The sequence below is a fragment of the Pseudomonas sp. EA_65y_Pfl1_P113 genome (genome assembly GCF_963970525.1).
Lineage (GTDB): Bacteria > Pseudomonadota > Gammaproteobacteria > Pseudomonadales > Pseudomonadaceae > Aquipseudomonas > Aquipseudomonas tritici.
Window position 1 is genome coordinate 44,234 of the sequence record NZ_CAXAQM010000020.1, and the last position, 17,214, is coordinate 61,447.

The 17,214-nt window shown below is 60.3% G+C and carries 15 protein-coding genes; 10 read left to right on the forward strand and 5 right to left on the reverse strand.

Annotated features, from left to right (window positions below):
* Window positions 1–4: 4 nt before the first annotated feature.
* Together AACY52_RS18515 and AACY52_RS18520 are read right to left on the reverse strand one after the other, a co-directional pair.
* Window positions 5–889: a DMT family transporter gene (locus tag AACY52_RS18515; RefSeq protein WP_339416652.1), complete on the reverse strand. Its 885-nt coding sequence runs from the start codon at window positions 887–889 to the stop codon at window positions 5–7.
* Window positions 890–988: 99 nt separating this feature from the next.
* The gene (locus AACY52_RS18520) at window positions 989–1,738 is read right to left on the reverse strand and encodes an AraC family transcriptional regulator (protein WP_339416650.1); all 750 of its coding nucleotides are present in this window, start codon (window positions 1,736–1,738) and stop codon (window positions 989–991) included.
* A gap of 137 nt (window positions 1,739–1,875) precedes the next feature.
* On the opposite strand from AACY52_RS18520, the gene AACY52_RS18525 reads away from it, so the two are divergent.
* Window positions 1,876–2,685: a UDP-2,3-diacylglucosamine diphosphatase gene (locus tag AACY52_RS18525; protein ID WP_339416648.1), complete on the forward strand. Its 810-nt coding sequence runs from the start codon at window positions 1,876–1,878 to the stop codon at window positions 2,683–2,685.
* 121 nt (window positions 2,686–2,806) lie between these two features.
* On the opposite strand, the gene AACY52_RS18530 is transcribed toward AACY52_RS18525, so the two are convergent.
* The 3 genes from AACY52_RS18530 to phhA form a co-directional block, all read right to left on the reverse strand.
* On the reverse strand, window positions 2,807–4,000 hold the full coding sequence (locus tag AACY52_RS18530; RefSeq protein ID WP_339560689.1) for an amino acid aminotransferase: 1,194 nt from the start codon (window positions 3,998–4,000) through the stop codon (window positions 2,807–2,809).
* Window positions 4,000–4,356, reverse strand: coding sequence for a 4a-hydroxytetrahydrobiopterin dehydratase (locus tag AACY52_RS18535; protein WP_076952964.1), 357 nt, complete (start codon window positions 4,354–4,356; stop codon window positions 4,000–4,002). The genes AACY52_RS18530 and AACY52_RS18535 overlap by 1 nt, the downstream gene beginning before the upstream one ends.
* Window positions 4,357–4,439: 83 nt before the next feature.
* Complete coding sequence (phhA, locus tag AACY52_RS18540) at window positions 4,440–5,261, reverse strand: phenylalanine 4-monooxygenase (protein WP_339560690.1); 822 nt, start codon at window positions 5,259–5,261, stop codon at window positions 4,440–4,442.
* A 258-nt stretch (window positions 5,262–5,519) separates the two neighbouring features.
* On the opposite strand from phhA, the gene AACY52_RS18545 reads away from it, so the two are divergent.
* The 9 genes from AACY52_RS18545 (at window position 5,520) to AACY52_RS18585 (ending at window position 16,986) form a co-directional block, all read left to right on the forward strand.
* Window positions 5,520–7,082 (forward strand): sigma-54-dependent transcriptional regulator, encoded by a 1,563-nt coding sequence (locus AACY52_RS18545; RefSeq protein WP_339493456.1) that lies wholly within the window; start codon window positions 5,520–5,522, stop codon window positions 7,080–7,082.
* Window positions 7,083–7,352: 270 nt separating this feature from the next.
* A complete protein-coding gene (locus AACY52_RS18550; protein WP_065873760.1) occupies window positions 7,353–8,093 on the forward strand; it encodes a flagellar basal body rod protein FlgF in 741 nt (246 codons plus the stop codon).
* 58 nt (window positions 8,094–8,151) lie between these two features.
* Window positions 8,152–8,937: a flagellar basal-body rod protein FlgG gene (gene flgG, locus AACY52_RS18555; protein WP_185703632.1), complete on the forward strand. Its 786-nt coding sequence runs from the start codon at window positions 8,152–8,154 to the stop codon at window positions 8,935–8,937.
* A 53-nt stretch (window positions 8,938–8,990) separates the two neighbouring features.
* Entirely contained in the window at window positions 8,991–9,686 is a 696-nt protein-coding gene (gene flgH / locus AACY52_RS18560) for a flagellar basal body L-ring protein FlgH (RefSeq protein WP_339416637.1), read from the forward strand.
* Window positions 9,687–9,713: 27 nt separating this feature from the next.
* Complete coding sequence (locus tag AACY52_RS18565; RefSeq protein WP_339416765.1) at window positions 9,714–10,802, forward strand: flagellar basal body P-ring protein FlgI; 1,089 nt, start codon at window positions 9,714–9,716, stop codon at window positions 10,800–10,802.
* A gap of 4 nt (window positions 10,803–10,806) precedes the next feature.
* Window positions 10,807–12,078 carry a flagellar assembly peptidoglycan hydrolase FlgJ gene (gene flgJ, locus AACY52_RS18570; RefSeq protein WP_339438378.1) on the forward strand — a complete coding sequence of 424 codons (1,272 nt, stop codon included), beginning with the start codon at window positions 10,807–10,809 and terminating at the stop codon, window positions 12,076–12,078.
* Window positions 12,079–12,088: 10 nt separating this feature from the next.
* Window positions 12,089–14,137, forward strand: a complete 2,049-nt coding sequence (gene flgK, locus AACY52_RS18575) for a flagellar hook-associated protein FlgK (RefSeq protein WP_339493454.1) — start codon at window positions 12,089–12,091, stop codon at window positions 14,135–14,137.
* 14 nt (window positions 14,138–14,151) lie between these two features.
* The gene (locus tag AACY52_RS18580) at window positions 14,152–15,780 is read left to right on the forward strand and encodes a flagellar hook-associated protein 3 (protein ID WP_339560691.1); all 1,629 of its coding nucleotides are present in this window, start codon (window positions 14,152–14,154) and stop codon (window positions 15,778–15,780) included.
* 276 nt (window positions 15,781–16,056) lie between these two features.
* Window positions 16,057–16,986 carry a ketoacyl-ACP synthase III gene (locus tag AACY52_RS18585; RefSeq protein WP_339416633.1) on the forward strand — a complete coding sequence of 310 codons (930 nt, stop codon included), beginning with the start codon at window positions 16,057–16,059 and terminating at the stop codon, window positions 16,984–16,986.
* Window positions 16,987–17,214: the final 228 nt, after the last annotated feature.

Sequence of the window (17,214 nt, forward strand, 5' to 3'; positions counted from 1 at the left end):
GAGATCAGGCCGTTGCCGCAGGCTGTTTGGCCTGGCTGGCGCCGCCCATCAACCCCGACAGCACGATCGCGACGATGATCAGCACGCCGCCGAGCAGCATGCGCAGCGTCGGGGTTTCGGCAAACAGTAGCCAGGCCGCAGTGATACCGTAGACCGGCTCCATGGCAAACACCACCGAAGCCGTGCGTGCCTTGATCACCGCGAGGCTGGCGACAAACAGGCTGTGGGCCAGGCCCGTGCAGAACACGCCGAGCAAACCGATCCACAGCCAGTCAATCGCTTGCACATCCGCCACCCCAGGCGCCGCGACCGGCAAAAGGCACGCTGCAACCACCACGTTCTGGCACAGCGCTGCCTGCACCGCAGGGATGCGCCCGGAACTGGCGCGATTGTTCAGTGACAGCAGGGAAAACAGCAGCCCCGAGGCGATCCCCCAGAGCAACCCGCCGGTGGCTTCGCTGGCAAGATTGAAGTCCGGCGTGACCAGCACCAGGCCGATGCTGACCAGCACCACCAACAGCACTTCATTGGCGCGAATGCGCTCGCGGAAAATCAGTCCTTCGAGGATCACGGTAAAGGCCGGGAACGCGGTAAACCCCAGGGTCGCGACGGCCACGCCGGCCACCTTGACGGCAATAAAGAACGTTACCCAATGCGCGGCCAGCAATACGCCGCTGACCAGCAGCCGGCGCCAGTCGCGCAGTTCCAGCTTTTTCCAGGCAGTGTTGCTCGCGAACCGTGCAAATAGCGCCAGGGCAATCACGGCAAACACGGCACGCCCAAAGACGATGATGGCGGGCGAGGCGGCCGCCAGTTTGCCGAATACACCGGTAAGGCCAAACATCAATGCGCCGATGTGCAGGGCGCCGAGGGCTGAGCGGGGAGTCATTGCGATCCTTGAATCAAGCGGGTGACAGAAACGCAGTCTAGTGGGGCTGCCGCGTAGGCGTCTGTCGTCCGGCTCGCGATTTTTATCGCGAGACTCGTCCTACGCGTTGCGCCGCAATGCGCCCGGCGAGGCGCCAAACTCACGCAGCATCGCGGCCGCAAATGCGCTTTGCGAGGTATAGCCGACGCGATCGGCGATTTCACCAATGGGTAATGGCGTTTTGCGCAGCAGGTCCAAGGCCATGTGCAGGCGACGGCGGCGGATATAGTCCATCGGCGTCTGCCCGCATTCCGCCATGAACCGTGCGTGCAAGCGCGCCACCGACAGGTCTGCGATGCGCGCCAGGTCGGCTACCTGCAGCGGGTGTGCAACGTGGCGCTCGATATGCGCATTGAATGCCTCGTACGGCAGGCGCCGGCCCGGCAGCGGTTGAGCCAGCGGGTGATTGAGGCTGGCCAACAACAGCACCGCGCCTTGCTGGACGATCAGCGGATCATCCACCGGGCTCTGCGCCAGCCACTGCACCAGTTGGCTTTGCCGCGAATCCAGGGCGAGTCGCGTGGGTTGATCGAGCAGCCGGCGACTGGCATCGGCATGTTCGCCCAACGATTGCAGCACCCAGTGCTCGGTGGGCACGTCCAGCACCAGGCAGCGGCTGCCATCGCGACTGCCACAGGCATGATGGGCTGAGAAGGGCAGCACCATCACGCTGCTTTCGCGCACCTGGCTGCCACGGCCTTCCACTTCGAAATCCAGGTGTCCGGACAGGCCGAACACCAACTGCGCATGATCATGGCTGTGGGCGATGGGCGCTTCGAGGTAGTGGCGTAGCGTGAGAGTGGGGCTCATCGCGGTCTCCTGGGCTGCAAGCCGGCAGTCTACAACGCTTCTCGGTCGGCCGGCGCTGTCATCAGACTGACGCACAGCTGTCATGGGCTATTAACCGCCGAGGCGCAAGCTCGCGAAAACAGCGTCGAGGGATGCCCATGACCAGTGCCGAGTTCGTCAAACCCAGCCGTAAGCAACGGGTTCGTACCCTGTGGATTTCCGACGTGCACCTGGGCACCCGGGATTGCCAGGCCGAACATTTGTCGCAGTTCCTCAAGGGCTACCACGCCGACAAGGTCTACCTGGTAGGCGACATCATTGACGGTTGGAAAATGCGCGGCGGCATGTATTGGCCCCAGGCCCACACCAACGTGATCCGCCGCTTGCTGACCATGGCCAAGCGCGGCACCGAGGTCATCTACGTCACCGGGAACCACGATGAATTCCTGCGCCGCTACTCCAAGCTGATCCTGGGCAATATTCAACTGGTGGATGAAGCGGTGCATGTGACTGCTGATGGCCGTCATCTGTTGGTGATCCATGGCGATCAGTTCGACGTGATCACCCGCTATCACCGTTGGTTGGCGTTCCTCGGTGACTCGGCCTATGAGTTCACGCTTACGCTGAACCGCTGGCTGAACCATTGGCGTGCGCGGTATGGCTATGGTTATTGGTCGCTGTCGGCGTACCTCAAGCACAAGGTCAAGACGGCGGTGAGTTTCATCAGCGATTTCGAAGAAGCGATCGCCCACGAAGTGACCAAGCGCGAGTTGCATGGCGTGGTGTGCGGGCATATCCACCATGCGGAGATTCGCAAGGTGGGCGAGGTGGATTACCTCAACTGCGGGGATTGGGTGGAGTCCTGCACGGCGTTGATCGAGCACTGGGACGGGAGTATCGAGTTGTATCGGTTGGCGGATGCGCAGGCGAAAGAGGCACTGCTAAAGGCTGAACTGGTAACAGGCTGACGGCCTTGATCGGTCTAAATGTGCGGGCTTGCGCGCGAATGCAAAGTGTCAGTCACCCTATACATCGACTGATACACCGCATTCGCGAGCAAGCCCGCTCCCACATTTGGTTCCGGTTTCGTCAGTTGGATACGTCGGCGATGGCTTCCGCCAAAAGTGCCAGCCGCGTCGCATCAATACCCGCCACGTTAGCCCGCCCCGAACTCACCATGTACACGCTGTGCTTCTCCCGCAGTTGCTTGACCTGCTCGGCACTCAAGCCGGTATAGGAAAACATCCCGCGCTGCGCTCCAATATGGGCAAACCGCTCCGATAAACCGTGGGGCGCCAACGCCTCCACCAGCCCGGATCGCAAGTGCGCGATCCGCGAGCGCATGGCTTCGACTTCATTGCTCCATCGCTTTTTCAGCTCGGCATCGCCCAGAATCGTAGCCACCACGGCTGCGCCGTGATCCGGCGGCGTCGACCACAGGTTGCGTGCCGTATTAGCAAGCTGGCTGCGCACATCCGTCAGCTTCTCGGCATCCGCCGCACACACGATCAACGCGCCAACACGGTCGCTATACAGGCCAAAATTCTTCGAGCAGGAACTGGTCACCAGCACTTCCGGCAGCTCGGCCGCAAATAGGCGCACGGCCCAGGCGTCCTGCTCCAGGCCATCGCCAAAGCCCTGATAGGCGAAGTCGATCAGCGGCAGCAGTTGGCGCTCGCGCACGATCTGCAGCACCTGGCGCCAATCATCCGGGGTCAAGTCGAAACCGGTCGGGTTGTGGCAGCAGGCATGCAGCAGTACCACGTCGCCCTCTGGCACGCTGGACAGGGTAGCCAGCATCGCCGCCACGTCCAGGCGATTGTCAGCGCCCACGTAGGGGTAATGGCTGACCTTAATCCCGGCCTTGGCGAAGATAGTTTCGTGGATCGGCCAGGTCGGGTTGCTCAGCCATACGCCACGGCCGGGCAGATTGTGGGCGATGAAGTCGGCGCTCAGGCGCAGGGCGCCGGTGCCGCCTGGCGTCTGGGTGGCGCCGGCGCGGCGTTCGCGGATCAGCGCCGAATCGGCACCGAGCACCAGTTCGCTGATCAGCGAGCCGAACACAGCATTACCGTGGCCGCCGATGTAGGTCTTGGTGGTCTGCGTGTCTACCAGGCGCTGCTCGGCCAGTTTCACTGCGTGCGGAATGGGCGTGAGCCCCTGGTCATCCTTGTAGACGCCCACGCCCAGGTCGAACTTGTTCGGGTTGGTGTCCTGGGCATACAGGTCCATCAGCCCGAGGATCGGGTCGCCGGGCACGCGGCCTATGGCATCGAAGTGCATTACTTGCGGCCCTCGGCGTCCTTGGCCACTTCGTCGGTGCGTGCGGCCATGATGAAGTCGTTGCGGTGCAGCCCCTTGATGGAGTGGCTCCACCAAGTCACGGTGACTTTGCCCCACTCAGTGAGCAGGCCTGGGTGATGGCCTTCGGCTTCGGAGATTTCACCCACGGCGTTGGTGAACGCCAGGGCAAATTTGAAGTTCTTGAACAGGAAAACCTTTTCCAGCTGCATCACGCCGTCGCGGACTTCGATGTTCCAGTCTGGGATCTGCTTGAGCAGCACCGGCAGTTCTTCATCGCTGACTTGCGGGGCATCGGCGCGGCAGGCTTCGCAGTGGGCTTGGTTCAAGGTGGTCATGGAGGTGTCCTGAATTCGAATGTTTGAAGGTCAGTAGCGTCACCCTAAAGCAACGCGGCGCCAGGGAACAGACTCACCTGGCCTCAAGAAGTAAGGTTCAAGCAACCTTGGGCTTCGGGGGGGGCTGCCTTTGGGGCGAAGAGCGGGGCGCGCAGCCCCAGCTGCATCCCGCGCTCAACCATGCCCATGATGTCTTCCTGCGCGACTTCGAACAGGCGCTTGAGGTTTGGCAGCACGAAGTACAGCGGTTGCAGGATATCGATGCGATACGGCGTGCGCATGGCTTCCAGCGGATCGAAGGCTTGGTGCTCAGGCTCGGAAGACAGGCTGTACACCGTTTCCTTGGGCGACGACAGAATACCGCCACCGTAGATGCGCCGACCTTCGGGCGTATCCACCAGGCCAAACTCGATGGTCATCCAGTACAAGCGCGCCAGGTACACCCGTTGCTCCTTGGTGGCCGCCAGGCCGAGCTTGCCGTAGGTATGGGTAAATTCGGCAAACCAGGGGTTGGTCAGCAGCGGGCAATGGCCAAAGATCTCGTGGAAAATGTCCGGCTCTTGCAGGTAGTCGAGTTCTTCGCGGGTGCGAATAAAAGTCGCCACCGGAAACTGCTTGTTGGCGAGCAATTCGAAGAACGTCTGGAAGGGAATCAGCGCCGGCACGCGGGCGACTTGCCAGCCGGTGGTTTCGGCCAGCACCTTGTTGATCTCGCCCAATTGCGGGATTCGGTCCAGGGGCAGGCCGAGCTTGTCGATGCCGTCCAGGTATTCCTGGCAGGCGCGCCCTTCAATCACTTTCAATTGACGAGTGATCAGGGTGTTCCACACCGCGTGTTCTTCTGGCGGGTAATGGATAACACCTTGCGCATCGGGCTCGCGGGCCACGTACTGCGTCTGTTTCATACGGCTCTCCTGCTAGGCATTCGTTCTTGTTATGTCCTGCGTTGAGCCTATTGATAACCCGTGCGCGCCGGGATTCCATCTGTTTAAAACGCCTCTGAGTAGGAAAACTTACCGGTTTTCGTAAAGTATTCGTTACGGATACCGGATTTGCTGCTGGGTCGGGCTGGGAAAACCCCCAAAGCTGTCACATAATCTTGACGACTATCTGCGCCCAGCGACAAAAAAGCCGCGGCGCTTACCCAACTTTCGGGCCTTTTCATGCGTATCAAAGTGCACTGCCAGAACCGTATCGGCATCCTGCGGGACATCCTCAACCTGTTGGTGGAGTACGGCGTCAACGTCGCCAAGGGCGAGGTCGGCGGTGAGCATGGCAATGCCATTTACCTGTACTGCCCGAACCTGGTGAACATGCAGTTCCAGGCGCTGCGCCCGCAGTTCGAGGCGATTGCCGGAGTGTTTGGGGTGAAAAGGGTAGGGCTGATGCCCAGCGAGCGCCGGCACATGGAACTCAATGCGCTGCTCGGCGCCCTGGAGTTTCCGGTGCTGTCGATCGACATGGGCGGTTCCATCGTCGCCGCCAACCGCGCGGCGGCCCAGTTGCTCGGGGTGCGGGTGGATGAAGTGCCGGGGATTCCGTTGTCACGGTATGCCGAGGACTTCGACTTGCCGGAGCTGGTGCGTGCGAGCAAATCGCGGATCAACGGCCTGCGGGTCAAGGTCAAGGGTGACGTGTTCCTGGCGGACATCGCGCCACTGCAATCGTCCGAACATGATGACAGCGAGGCCATGGCCGGCGCCGTGCTGACGTTGCACCGCGCCGACCGCGTCGGTGAACGCATCTACAACGTGCGCAAGCAGGAGCTGCGCGGCTTTGACAGCATTTTCCAGAGTTCCAAGGTCATGGCCGCCGTGGTTCGCGAAGCGCGACGCATGGCGCCGCTGGATGCGCCTCTATTAATAGAAGGCGAAACCGGCACCGGCAAAGAGCTGCTCGCGCGTGCCTGTCATCTGGCCAGCCCGCGTGGTCAATCGCCGTTGATGGCGCTTAACTGCGCCGGTTTGCCGGAGTCGATGGCCGAGACCGAGCTGTTCGGCTACGGCCCCGGCGCGTTCGAAGGTGCGCGCGCCGAAGGCAAGCTGGGGCTGCTGGAGTTGACGGCGGGCGGCACGCTGTTTCTCGACGGCGTGGGGGAAATGAGCGCGCGCTTGCAGGTGAAGTTGCTGCGCTTTTTGCAGGACGGTTGCTTCCGCCGCGTAGGCAGCGATGAAGAGGTGTACCTGGATGTGCGGGTCATCTGCGCCACCCAGGTGGACTTGTCTGAACTGTGCGCCCGTGGCGAATTCCGCCAGGACCTTTACCACCGTCTAAATGTGCTGTCCCTGCATATCCCGCCGCTGCGCGAATGCCTCGACGGCCTGGCGCCGCTGGTGGATCACTTCCTTGATCAGGCGAGCCGGCAGATCGGCTGCCCGCTGCCGAAGCTCGCGACGGCTGCGATGGATCGTCTGAGCCACTACCACTGGCCAGGCAACGTACGGCAGTTGGAAAACGTGCTATTCCAGGCGGTGTCGTTGTGCGATGGCGGGATGGTCAAGGCCGAGCATATTCGGCTGCCGGACTATGGCGTGCGTCAGCCCCTTGGCGATTTTTCCTTGGAGGGCGGCTTGGAGGACATTGTCGGGCGCTTCGAGAAGGCGGTGCTGGAAAGTTTGTACGCCGAGCACCCGAGCAGTCGGCAGTTGGGCAAGCGGTTAGGGGTATCGCACACCACCATCGCCAATAAATTGCGCGATTACGAAGTCGTCAAGGCCGACAAATAACCCACTGGCTAAACAGGGGCAAGCTGTGGGGGCGGGCTTGCTCGCTCCCACATCATTTGAATTTTTGTCGCCTGTAATACCGGTGTTTGCCGCACGCGGCAGTAGTCCGCCGTTTTTTCGACTCTCAGCCGGCAGCCTAATCCACCCATCTCCCGCCAAACCCCCGTCCCGCCTGCACTTCTCCTTCTTTTCCAAAGTTGGTTCGCAAATTGCTTAAGCCTTATCAGTACAGCGGTGGGCGGCAAGCGTCCGTCAGAAAGAGGAAAGAGCGTGGACAAGTACCTTTATGTGGCAATGACCGGCGCCAGCCAGAATGCTCTGGCGCAGAAGGCCCATGCCAACAACCTGGCGAACATTTCCACCAATGGTTTCCAGCGTGACCTGGAGCAGGCGCGTTCGATGCCAGTGTTCGGTGACAGCTTTCCGGCGCGGGCGTTTGCCTTGACCGAGCGCCCAGGCACTGACTTCTCCCCTGGCGCGATGATTGAGACCGGCCGTGACCTGGACGTTGCCGTCAGCGGCGATGGCTGGATGGCCGTGCAAACCCCGGATGGCGGCGAGGCCTACGTGCGCAGCGCCAGCATGAACGTCGATGCATTGGGCGTGCTGCGGGCCGGCAACGGCATGCCGATCATGGGCAACGGTGGCCCGATTGCCGTGCCGCCCCAGCAGAAAATCGAAGTGGGTGCCGACGGCACCATCAGCATCCGCGCCATGGGTGAAGGCCCGCGTGTGATGGCTGAAGTGGACCGCATCAAGCTGGTCCAGCCGGACCTGAAGAACATGAGCAAAGGCCTGGACGGCACCATCCACACCAAGGATGGCCAGCCGGCTCAAGCCGACGCTAGGGTCACGCTGACCTCGGGCTTTCTGCAGGCGAGCAACGTCAATGCCGTAGAAGAAATGACAGCGGTGCTGGCGCTTTCTAAGCAGTTCGAGCTGCACATCAAGATGATGAACAGCGCTAAAGAAGACGATCAGGCCATGACTCGCGTCATGCAGATGAGCTGATAGCCCCTAACTAATTTGCAACGCGGCGCCAACAAACAGGCGCACGAAGGAGAACAGCATGCTTCCGGCTCTATGGGTTGCCAAAACAGGTCTGTCCGCCCAGGACACCAACCTGACCACCATTTCCAACAACTTGGCCAACGTGTCGACCACGGGTTTCAAACGTGACCGTGCCGAGTTCCAGGACTTGCTCTATCAGATCAAGAAACAGCCAGGCGCCCAATCGACCCAGGACAGCGAACTGCCGTCGGGCCTGCAACTGGGTACCGGTGTGCAGATCGTCGGCACCCAGAAGAACTTCAGCGCCGGCAACCTGCAGCAGACCGGCCAGCCGCTGGACATGGCCATCAACGGCCGTGGTTTCTTCCAGATCCTGCAACCGGACGGCACCACTTCCTACACCCGTGACGGTACTTTCCACTTGGATTCCAACGGCCAGATCGTGACGGCCAACGGTTTCTCCCTGGAGCCAGCCGTTGTCGTACCGGCTGATGCCAAGACGTTCACTGTCGGCAACGACGGCACCGTGTCTATCACCGTCGCCGGTAACCCGGCTTCGCAAGTGATCGGTAACCTGCAAACCGCCGACTTCATCAACCCGGCCGGCCTGCAGGCCATGGGTAACAACCTGTTCCTGGAAACCGCCTCCAGCGGCGCACCGCAAATCGGCACCCCTGGCCTGAACGGTTTTGGCACCACGCTGCAAAGCACCCTGGAAACGTCCAACGTGAGCACCGTTGAGGAGATGGTCAACATGATCACCACCCAGCGCGCCTACGAGATGAACTCCAAGGTGATCTCCACCGCCGACCAGATGCTTTCGTTCGTAACGCAGAATCTGTAATCAAGTCTATGGGGCGCCCCTGAGGTCGCCTGCAACACCGTGAGGTAAGGGTCATGAATCGCTATGTTTCTGTTCTGGCATTGAGTGGGATTGCCGTGCTCGCGGGCTGTGTCGCCCCGACGCCAAAACCCAATGACCCGTACTACGCGCCGGTGTTGCCACGCACGCCGTTGCCGGCGGCTGCCAACAATGGCTCGATCTATCAGGCGGGCTTCGAACAGAACCTGTACAGCGACCGCAAGGCGTTCCGGGTCGGTGACATCATCACCATCACCCTGAACGAGCGCACCCAGGCCAGCAAGAACGCCAACTCTCAAGTCGGCAAGACCAGTAAGGCTGGCATCGGCCTGACGTCGTTGTTCGGCGCCGTGCCCAACGTCAACAACCCATTGGGTGATGGCGACCTGAGCCTCAGCGCCGGCTACAGCGGCGACCGTGCCACCAGCGGCAAAAGCGCGGCGGGGCAGGGCAACAGCCTGACCGGTTCGATCACCGTGACCGTAGCCGATGTATTGCCCAACGGCATCCTCGCCGTACGCGGTGAAAAGTGGATGACGCTCAATACCGGTGACGAACTGGTGCGCATTGCGGGCATGGTTCGCGCCGATGACATCACCACCGACAACACCGTGCCGTCCACGCGTATTGCCGATGCACGCATCACTTATTCCGGCACGGGCGCCTTTGCCGATGCGAGCCAGCCGGGCTGGTTCGACCGTTTCTTCCTTAGCCCGCTGTTCCCTTTCTAGGTGGCCACTTTGAACTTCAAACAGCTGATGGCGGCCGCGCTCCTGCTTTGCTTAAGCGCTGTCGCCCAGGCCGAACGCCTGAAGGACATCGCGAGCATTTCCGGTGTGCGTTCCAACCAGTTGATCGGCTACGGCCTGGTGGTGGGGCTCAATGGTACGGGTGACCAGACCACCCAGACCCCGTTCACCCTGCAGACCTTCAACAACATGCTCTCGCAGTTCGGCATCAAGGTGCCGGCCGGTTCGGGCAACGTGCAACTGAAAAACGTCGCGGCGGTGTCGATCAGTGCTGACTTGCCGGCGTTCTCCAAGCCCGGCCAACTGGTGGACATCACTGTCGCGTCGATCGGTAACTCGAAAAGCCTGCGTGGCGGCACCTTGCTGATGACGCCGCTCAAGGGGATCGACGGCAACGTCTACGCCATCGCCCAGGGCAACCTGGTGGTGGGCGGGTTTGATGCTGAAGGTCGCGACGGCTCGAAGATCACTGTCAACGTGCCGTCGGCGGGTCGTATCCCAGGCGGTGCCAGTGTTGAACGCACTGTGCCGAGCGGCTTCAACCAGGGCAACAGCCTGACCCTGAACCTCAACCGCTCCGACTTCACCACCGCCAAGCGCGTGGTCGATAAGATCAACGACATGCTCGGCCCTGGCGTGGCCCAGGCGATCGACGGCGGCTCGATCCGTGTGACCGCCCCGCTGGACCCCAGCCAGCGCGTCGACTACCTGTCGATCCTGGAAAACCTGGAAGTCGACCCGGGCCAGGCTGTCGCCAAAGTCATCATCAACTCGCGTACCGGTACCATTGTGATCGGCCAGAACGTCAAGGTATCGCCGGCAGCGGTGACCCACGGCAGCCTGACCGTGACCATCACCGAAGACCCGATCGTCAGCCAACCTGGGCCTTTGTCCAACGGCCAGACGGCGGTGGTGCCACGCTCACGCGTCAACGCCCAGCAAGAAGCCAAGCCGATGTTCAAGTTCGGCCCCGGCACCACCCTGGATGAGATTGTCCGTGCGGTGAACCAGGTGGGCGCGGCGCCCGGCGACTTGATGGCGATTCTCGAAGCACTGAAACAGGCCGGCGCCTTGCAAGCCGACCTGATAGTGATCTGAGGCCATGGTCATGGACATGCGCAAGAGCGGTATCAGCAGCACGGCGGACTCGGGGTCTTACTCCGACTTGAACCGGCTTAACCAGCTCAAGGTCGGCGACGACAAGAACAGCGAAGGCAACATGCGCAAGGTCGCGCAGGAGTTCGAGTCGCTGTTTTTGAGCGAGATGCTCAAGTCCATGCGTTCGGCCACCGAGGCGTTGGGTAAGGACAACCCGCTGAACACGCCGGCCGCCAAGCAATATCAGGAAATGTACGACCAGCAACTCGCGGTCTCGATGTCCCGCGAAGGCGGGGGTATCGGCCTGGCCGATGTGCTGATGCGTCAGATGCAGAAGAACAAGCCGGTGGAGGCCCAGGCCGCCACCCTGCAGGGCCCTGCGGCGGCAGGGGCTGCCAAGAAAGTCGACGTGCCGACGGAAATTGCCGCCGGCACCCAGGCCGAAGGTCCGTTGGGCCGTTCCAATGGCCAGCGTCCGCTGTGGGCTTACCGCGTGGCAGAGCCACAGGCTGGGGCTGCTGCATCGCACAGCAATGACATGGAATTGATGAACCAGCGTCGGATTGCCTTGCCGAGCAGGCTGACTGATCGCCTGCTGTCCGGCATCGTGCCGAGTACCGATGCAACCACCGTCGCCAAGTCTGCGCCACTGCGTAACAGCGCGGCCGATGACAACGTGGTCAACAGCACGGCGCGCACTTTCGCGGTGCCCGGCGACCGCATGCAGGTCTACGGCCGTGCCGTGGCCCAGCCACCGTTGGCGCCGGCGAAGAAGGCCTTCAGTTCGCAGGATGAATTTGTCGCGACCATGTTGCCAATGGCCAAGGCGGCCGCCGCGCGCATTGGTGTCGACCCGAAGTACCTGGTGGCCCAGGCCGCCCTGGAAACTGGTTGGGGTAAATCGGTGATGCGCGCCCAGGATGGCACCAGCAGCCACAACCTGTTTGGCATCAAGGCCGGCCAGAGTTGGCAGGGCGAGAAAGCGCGTGCGATCACCAGCGAGTTCCGTGACGGCGCAATGGTCAAGGAAACGGCGCAGTTCCGTTCCTACAACTCTTACCAGGACAGCTTCCATGACCTGGTGACATTGCTGCAAAGCAATGATCGCTATAAAGAAGTTGTGAAGTCGGCCGACAACCCGGAACAGTTTGTACGCGAGTTGCAAAAAGCCGGTTACGCAACCGACCCGGCCTACGCCAGCAAGATTTCGCAGATCGCCAAAACGATGGACAGTTACCAGAACTACGCTGCCGCTGGCGCAACCACACATTTATAAGGTCTGAACCATGAGTTTGCTCAATATCGGGATGTCGGGGCTTAACGCTGCTCAAGGATCGTTGTCGGTCTTGAGTAACAACATTGCCAACGCCAACACGGCGGGCTATTCGCGTCAGCAGACTACCCAGAGCGCGAATGCGTCGAACCAGTACGGCGGCGTGTTTATCGGCAGCGGTACCACCCTGGCTGACGTGCGCCGGGTGTACAACGAATACCTGGACACGGCGTACCAGAACAGCACCTCGCTCAACAGCGATGCCAAGGCTTACCTGGATCAAGTGAGCGCCGTGGACAAGACGTTGTCGGACAAGACTACGGGCATGTCGTCCGTGCTCAGTTCGTTCTTTGCCGCTGTTCAGACCGCCTCGGCTAACCCGAGTGATACCTCGGCTCGCCAGATACTGCTGACCAGCGCCCAGACATTGAGCAACCGCTTCAACTCGATCTCCAGCCAATTGAGCCAGCAGAAAGAAACCATTAACAGCCAGCTGACCTCCTTGACCGATCAGGTCAACCAGCTGACCTCGTCGATTGCTTCGCTCAACAAACAGATTACTCAGGTGCAGGGGTCTTCGAACACCACCCCGGCCAACCTGCTGGACGCGCGCGCCGAAGCCGTACGTTCGCTCAATGAGTTGATCGGCGTGAACGCCAGCGAGAAGAACGGTGTGTTCAGCGTCAGTACCGGTACCGGCCAGTCCCTGGTGCTGGGCGATCGGTCCAACACCCTTTCTGCCGTACCGAGCAAGAGCGACACCAGCCAGTACACGATTCAGATGAATGCGGCTGGCGGGACGACGATGGACCTGGGCAACGTGATCAGTGGTGGCAGCATCGGTGGCTTGCTGCGCTATCGCAGCGATGTGTTGATGCCGGCCATCAATGACCTGGGTCGCATTGCTATCGTCACTGCCGATACGATCAACAGTCAACTGGGCCAGGGTATCGACCTGAACGGCGAATTCGGCTCGTCGATGTTCAAAGACATCAACAGCGCTGCGTCTGTCGCGCTGCGTAGCCTTTCCGCTCAAGGTAATCAGGGCGTTGGTAGCCTGGGTGTTACGATCAAGGACACCAGCAAGCTGACCAACTTCGATTACAAGGTCACCTTCAGCGACCCTGTCGATCTCAACAAAGTCACCGTCGAGCGCTCTGATGGCAAAGCCATGGGCACGTTTGATATCACGGCTACACCGCCCTCGGTGATCGATGGTTTCACCTTGGAACTCAAGAACGGACCGATGCAGGCGGGTGACAGCTTTAAAGTCAGCCCGACCGCCAGTGGCGCCCAGAATATCGGTACTGTCCTCAACGACCCGAGCAAGATTGCGTTTGCCGCGCCGCTGAACGGGGAGGCCAGCAAAACCAACCAGGGTACCGGTAGCTTCACACCGCCGACCCTGACCCTGCCCCTGGATATCCAGGGTGGCGCGACTACCGCGCAACTGCGCGTTGGCATTGAAAATTCGATGCCAGTGAAGATGGTGTTCGGCAAGCCGGCGGCTGATGGCACTCAGAGCTATACCCTTAACGACGCCAAGGGCGATCCTATCGGCTCGGGGACCATCATTCCGGGGCAGGCCAATAAAATCACCGTCAACGTGCCGATGCGTGATGCCAGCGGTGCCCTGGTAGTGCCGGCCAAGAGCTTTGGCTTTGACACCACGGTTGCGGGCTCGCCGACCGAGGGGGACAGCACCACCTTTTCGTTTAACGCCACGGGCGTATCCGACAACCGCAATGCCCAGCAACTGCTGAATCTGCAAACCAAGGCCACCGTGGGCGTGGCGACAGATGGCACCGGCGGCACGAGCCTGGTCGGGGCCAACAGTAAGTTGGTGTCTACTGTAGGCGCCAAGGCCGCTGCGGCCACCACTGACACCACGGCCACCAATGCGTTGCTGGCGGCTAACAAAAATGCGCGCAACTCCGTGTCCCAGGTCAACCTGGACGAAGAGGCGGGCGACATGATCAAGTTCCAGCAGTACTACACAGCGTCGTCGCAGATCATCAAGGCTGCGCAAGAAACCTTCAGCACGCTGATTAATAGTCTTTAAGGGAGTCTGGGACGATGCGCATTTCTACACAGCAGTATTTCGACACCAGTGCGAGCAAGTATCAGAACAATTATTCCAGCGTGGTTAAGGCCCAGGAACAGGCGAGTTCCGGCGTGCGTGTACAGACCGCTGGGGATGATCCGGTGGCCGCGCAGCGTTTGCTGATGTTGCAGCAGCAGAAAGATATGCTGGCGCAGTCCAGCGGCAATATCAGCTCCCTGAAAAGTTCGCTGACCAACGAGCAGAGCATCCTGGATGCGCTCGACAAGGCGATGCAGGCTGGCAAGCAGCTGGCCCTGCGGGCTGGCGGTGTGACCAGCGATGCTGATCGCAAGTCAATCTCGGTCGAAGTGGGGGCCCTGGAAGAGCAGGTGCTGGGTTTGCTCAATAGCAAGGATGCGGCAGGCAACTACTTGTTCTCCGGCTCCAAGACCCAAACCCCCCCGTATTCGCGCAACAGCGATGGCACCTACAGCTACCAGGGTGACGAAAACGAACTGAGCCTGCAGGTTTCCGAGACGCTCACGGTGCGCACTGGCGATACCGGCAAAACCATTCTGGGAGGGGCGGCCAACAGCAGTCGCACCCAGTCCACCTACATTGCACCTGCGACCGCGCCGCTGCCGCCAGCGATTTCTCCGCCTTTGGTCGATGATAAAAAGGTTGCGATTTCGGCCGGCCTGGTGACTTCGGGTATCGACTACACCAAGCAATTTGCCGACGGCCAACCTTACAAGCTGACCTTCACCAGTAGTACCCAGTACAAGGTGACGGACAAGGACAACAATGACATTACCTCAGAGATTGCGGGTAATGGCACGTTCGATTCCACCAAAGAGGGCAGCGCCAGTGTCAATCTGCGCGGGGTCAAGTTCGATATCACCGTCGACATGACTGACCTCGCCACCGGGCCGAATGCCGATGCGCTCGTTCAGGGGCGTGAGTTCAACCTGGCTGCCAAGCCGGATGCGTTCAATGTCTCGCGTACCGCGAGCAATCAGTCGACCGCACAACTGACCAACGGCAACGTCAGCAGCGCGGCGGACTATTCCAGCACCTTTCCCGGCAATAGCGGGGTGCTGATCAAGTTCAGTGATACCGACCCGACGGCCTTCAAGGTATTTGCCCAGCCGTATACCGCCGACAGCAAAGAGATCGATTCGGGCGTTATCGACACAGCCACGACGCCGAATACCATCACTGCGGCCGGTGTGACCTTTGGGTTGAGCGGTACGCCGCAGATCGGCGACCAGTTTGCCGTCGGTGCGAGCACCCAGAAAACCCAGAACGCCCTCGACACCCTAAGCCAGCTGCGCCAAGCCCTGGAAAAGCCGGCCGATGGCATCCCGGGCGCGCGCGTCAAGCTTCAGGATGCGTTGAACGCCGCAGTCAGTAACCTGAACAACTCGACCACCCAGCTGGGCAATGTGATCGGCTCCATTGGTGCGCGCGAAAACGCGCTCGATGTGCAATCCGACGCAAACGCCAGTATCGGCCTGGCCAATACCACCACCATGAGTGCACTGGCCAATATCGACATGGGCGAAGCCGCGATTAACCTGACCCTGCAGCAGACCATGCTGGAAGCCTCGCAACTGGCGTTTGTAAAAGTCTCGCAGTTGAGCCTCTTCAACAAGATGTAAGTGGCGTGACGTCAAGCGGCCCGCTCTGGAAACAGGGCGGGCCGTTGTCGTTTATGGGGTTTAATTGTTTGAAGGTTTTGCACAAAGCACACAAAATTGAGTGACCTGTGAGTCATAAAGCGCATCTTCACTGTATCGTGTGAAAAGGATAAGTCGTCACAGGGTCCTTGCGAGGCGGCTTTCAGCGAAATTTTTATGGGGTTATCCCCTTTATTGTCAGCACTCCGGGCGCAGTCCCAGGGGTGTTCTCCAGCTATTTAGTATTGGGAAGCCACAATGATTGGCATAAAAAGCATCGCCAGTTACGTGCCGGCAGACGGGATCGATAACTACGCCCAGGGTGCCAAATTCGCCAAGGATGAAGAGTTCATCATTGGCAAGATCGGTTCGGCGTTTTTGCCGCGCAAGGATGCCGCGCAGGAAACGTCTGACCTGTGTGTCGAAGCGGTCAACGCTTTGTTTGCCAACAACCCGGATTTGAAGCGCGAGTCCATCGACGCACTGATCGTCGTGACCCAGAACGGTGATGAAGAGGGCTTGCCCCACACCGCCGCCATCGTCCAGGACAAACTCGGCCTGCCGACTCACGTTGCGGCGTTCGATATTTCCCTGGGCTGCTCGGGCTACGTCTACGGCATCTATGCGATGAAGGGCTTCATGGAAGCCGCCGGCCTGAAAAACGGCCTGCTGGTCACCGCCGACCCGTACTCGAAGATCGTCGACCCGGAAGACCGCAACACCACCATGCTGTTCGGCGACGCCGCCACCGCCACCTGGATGGGTGAAGACGCACCGTGGCTGCTGGGCAAGGCCAAGTTCGGCACCGACGGTTCCGGCGCACCGCACCTTAAGGTCAGCGACGGCGTGTTCTTTATGAATGGCCGCCAGGTGTTCAACTTCGCGCTGCTTAAAGTGCCGGCGCATTTGCACGAGCTGCTCAACGAGTCGGACCTCAAGGCTGACGAGATTGATGCCTTCTGCATTCACCAGGGCAGTGCGGCCATTGTCGACGCCGTGGCGCGTCGATTTGAAGACGCTCCGGTGGACAAGTTCATCAAGGACATGGTCGAAACCGGCAACACCGTTTCATCGAGCATTCCATTGCTGCTGGAAAAACACGTGATGGACGCCACCTGGAAGCGCGTGGCAATCAGTGGTTTTGGTGTGGGCCTGTCGTGGGGTTCGGCGATTCTCTATCGCCCTTGATGCTTTAATCGCCTCAATAAAAAAACGCCGATGATCGAAAGATCATCGGCGTTTTTTATTTGGCGCCAGAAAACCTAATGAAATCGGGGTTTCGAGCCTGCGTAAACCCTTGAATTACAAGGGGTGGCACGACGCCAGTAAATAATTTCAAAAAAATCCTCAAGCATCCGGCTACCACGACGATAACTATTACGTAGGTTCTCAGGCCACACCCGGCGGTTGCCAGGG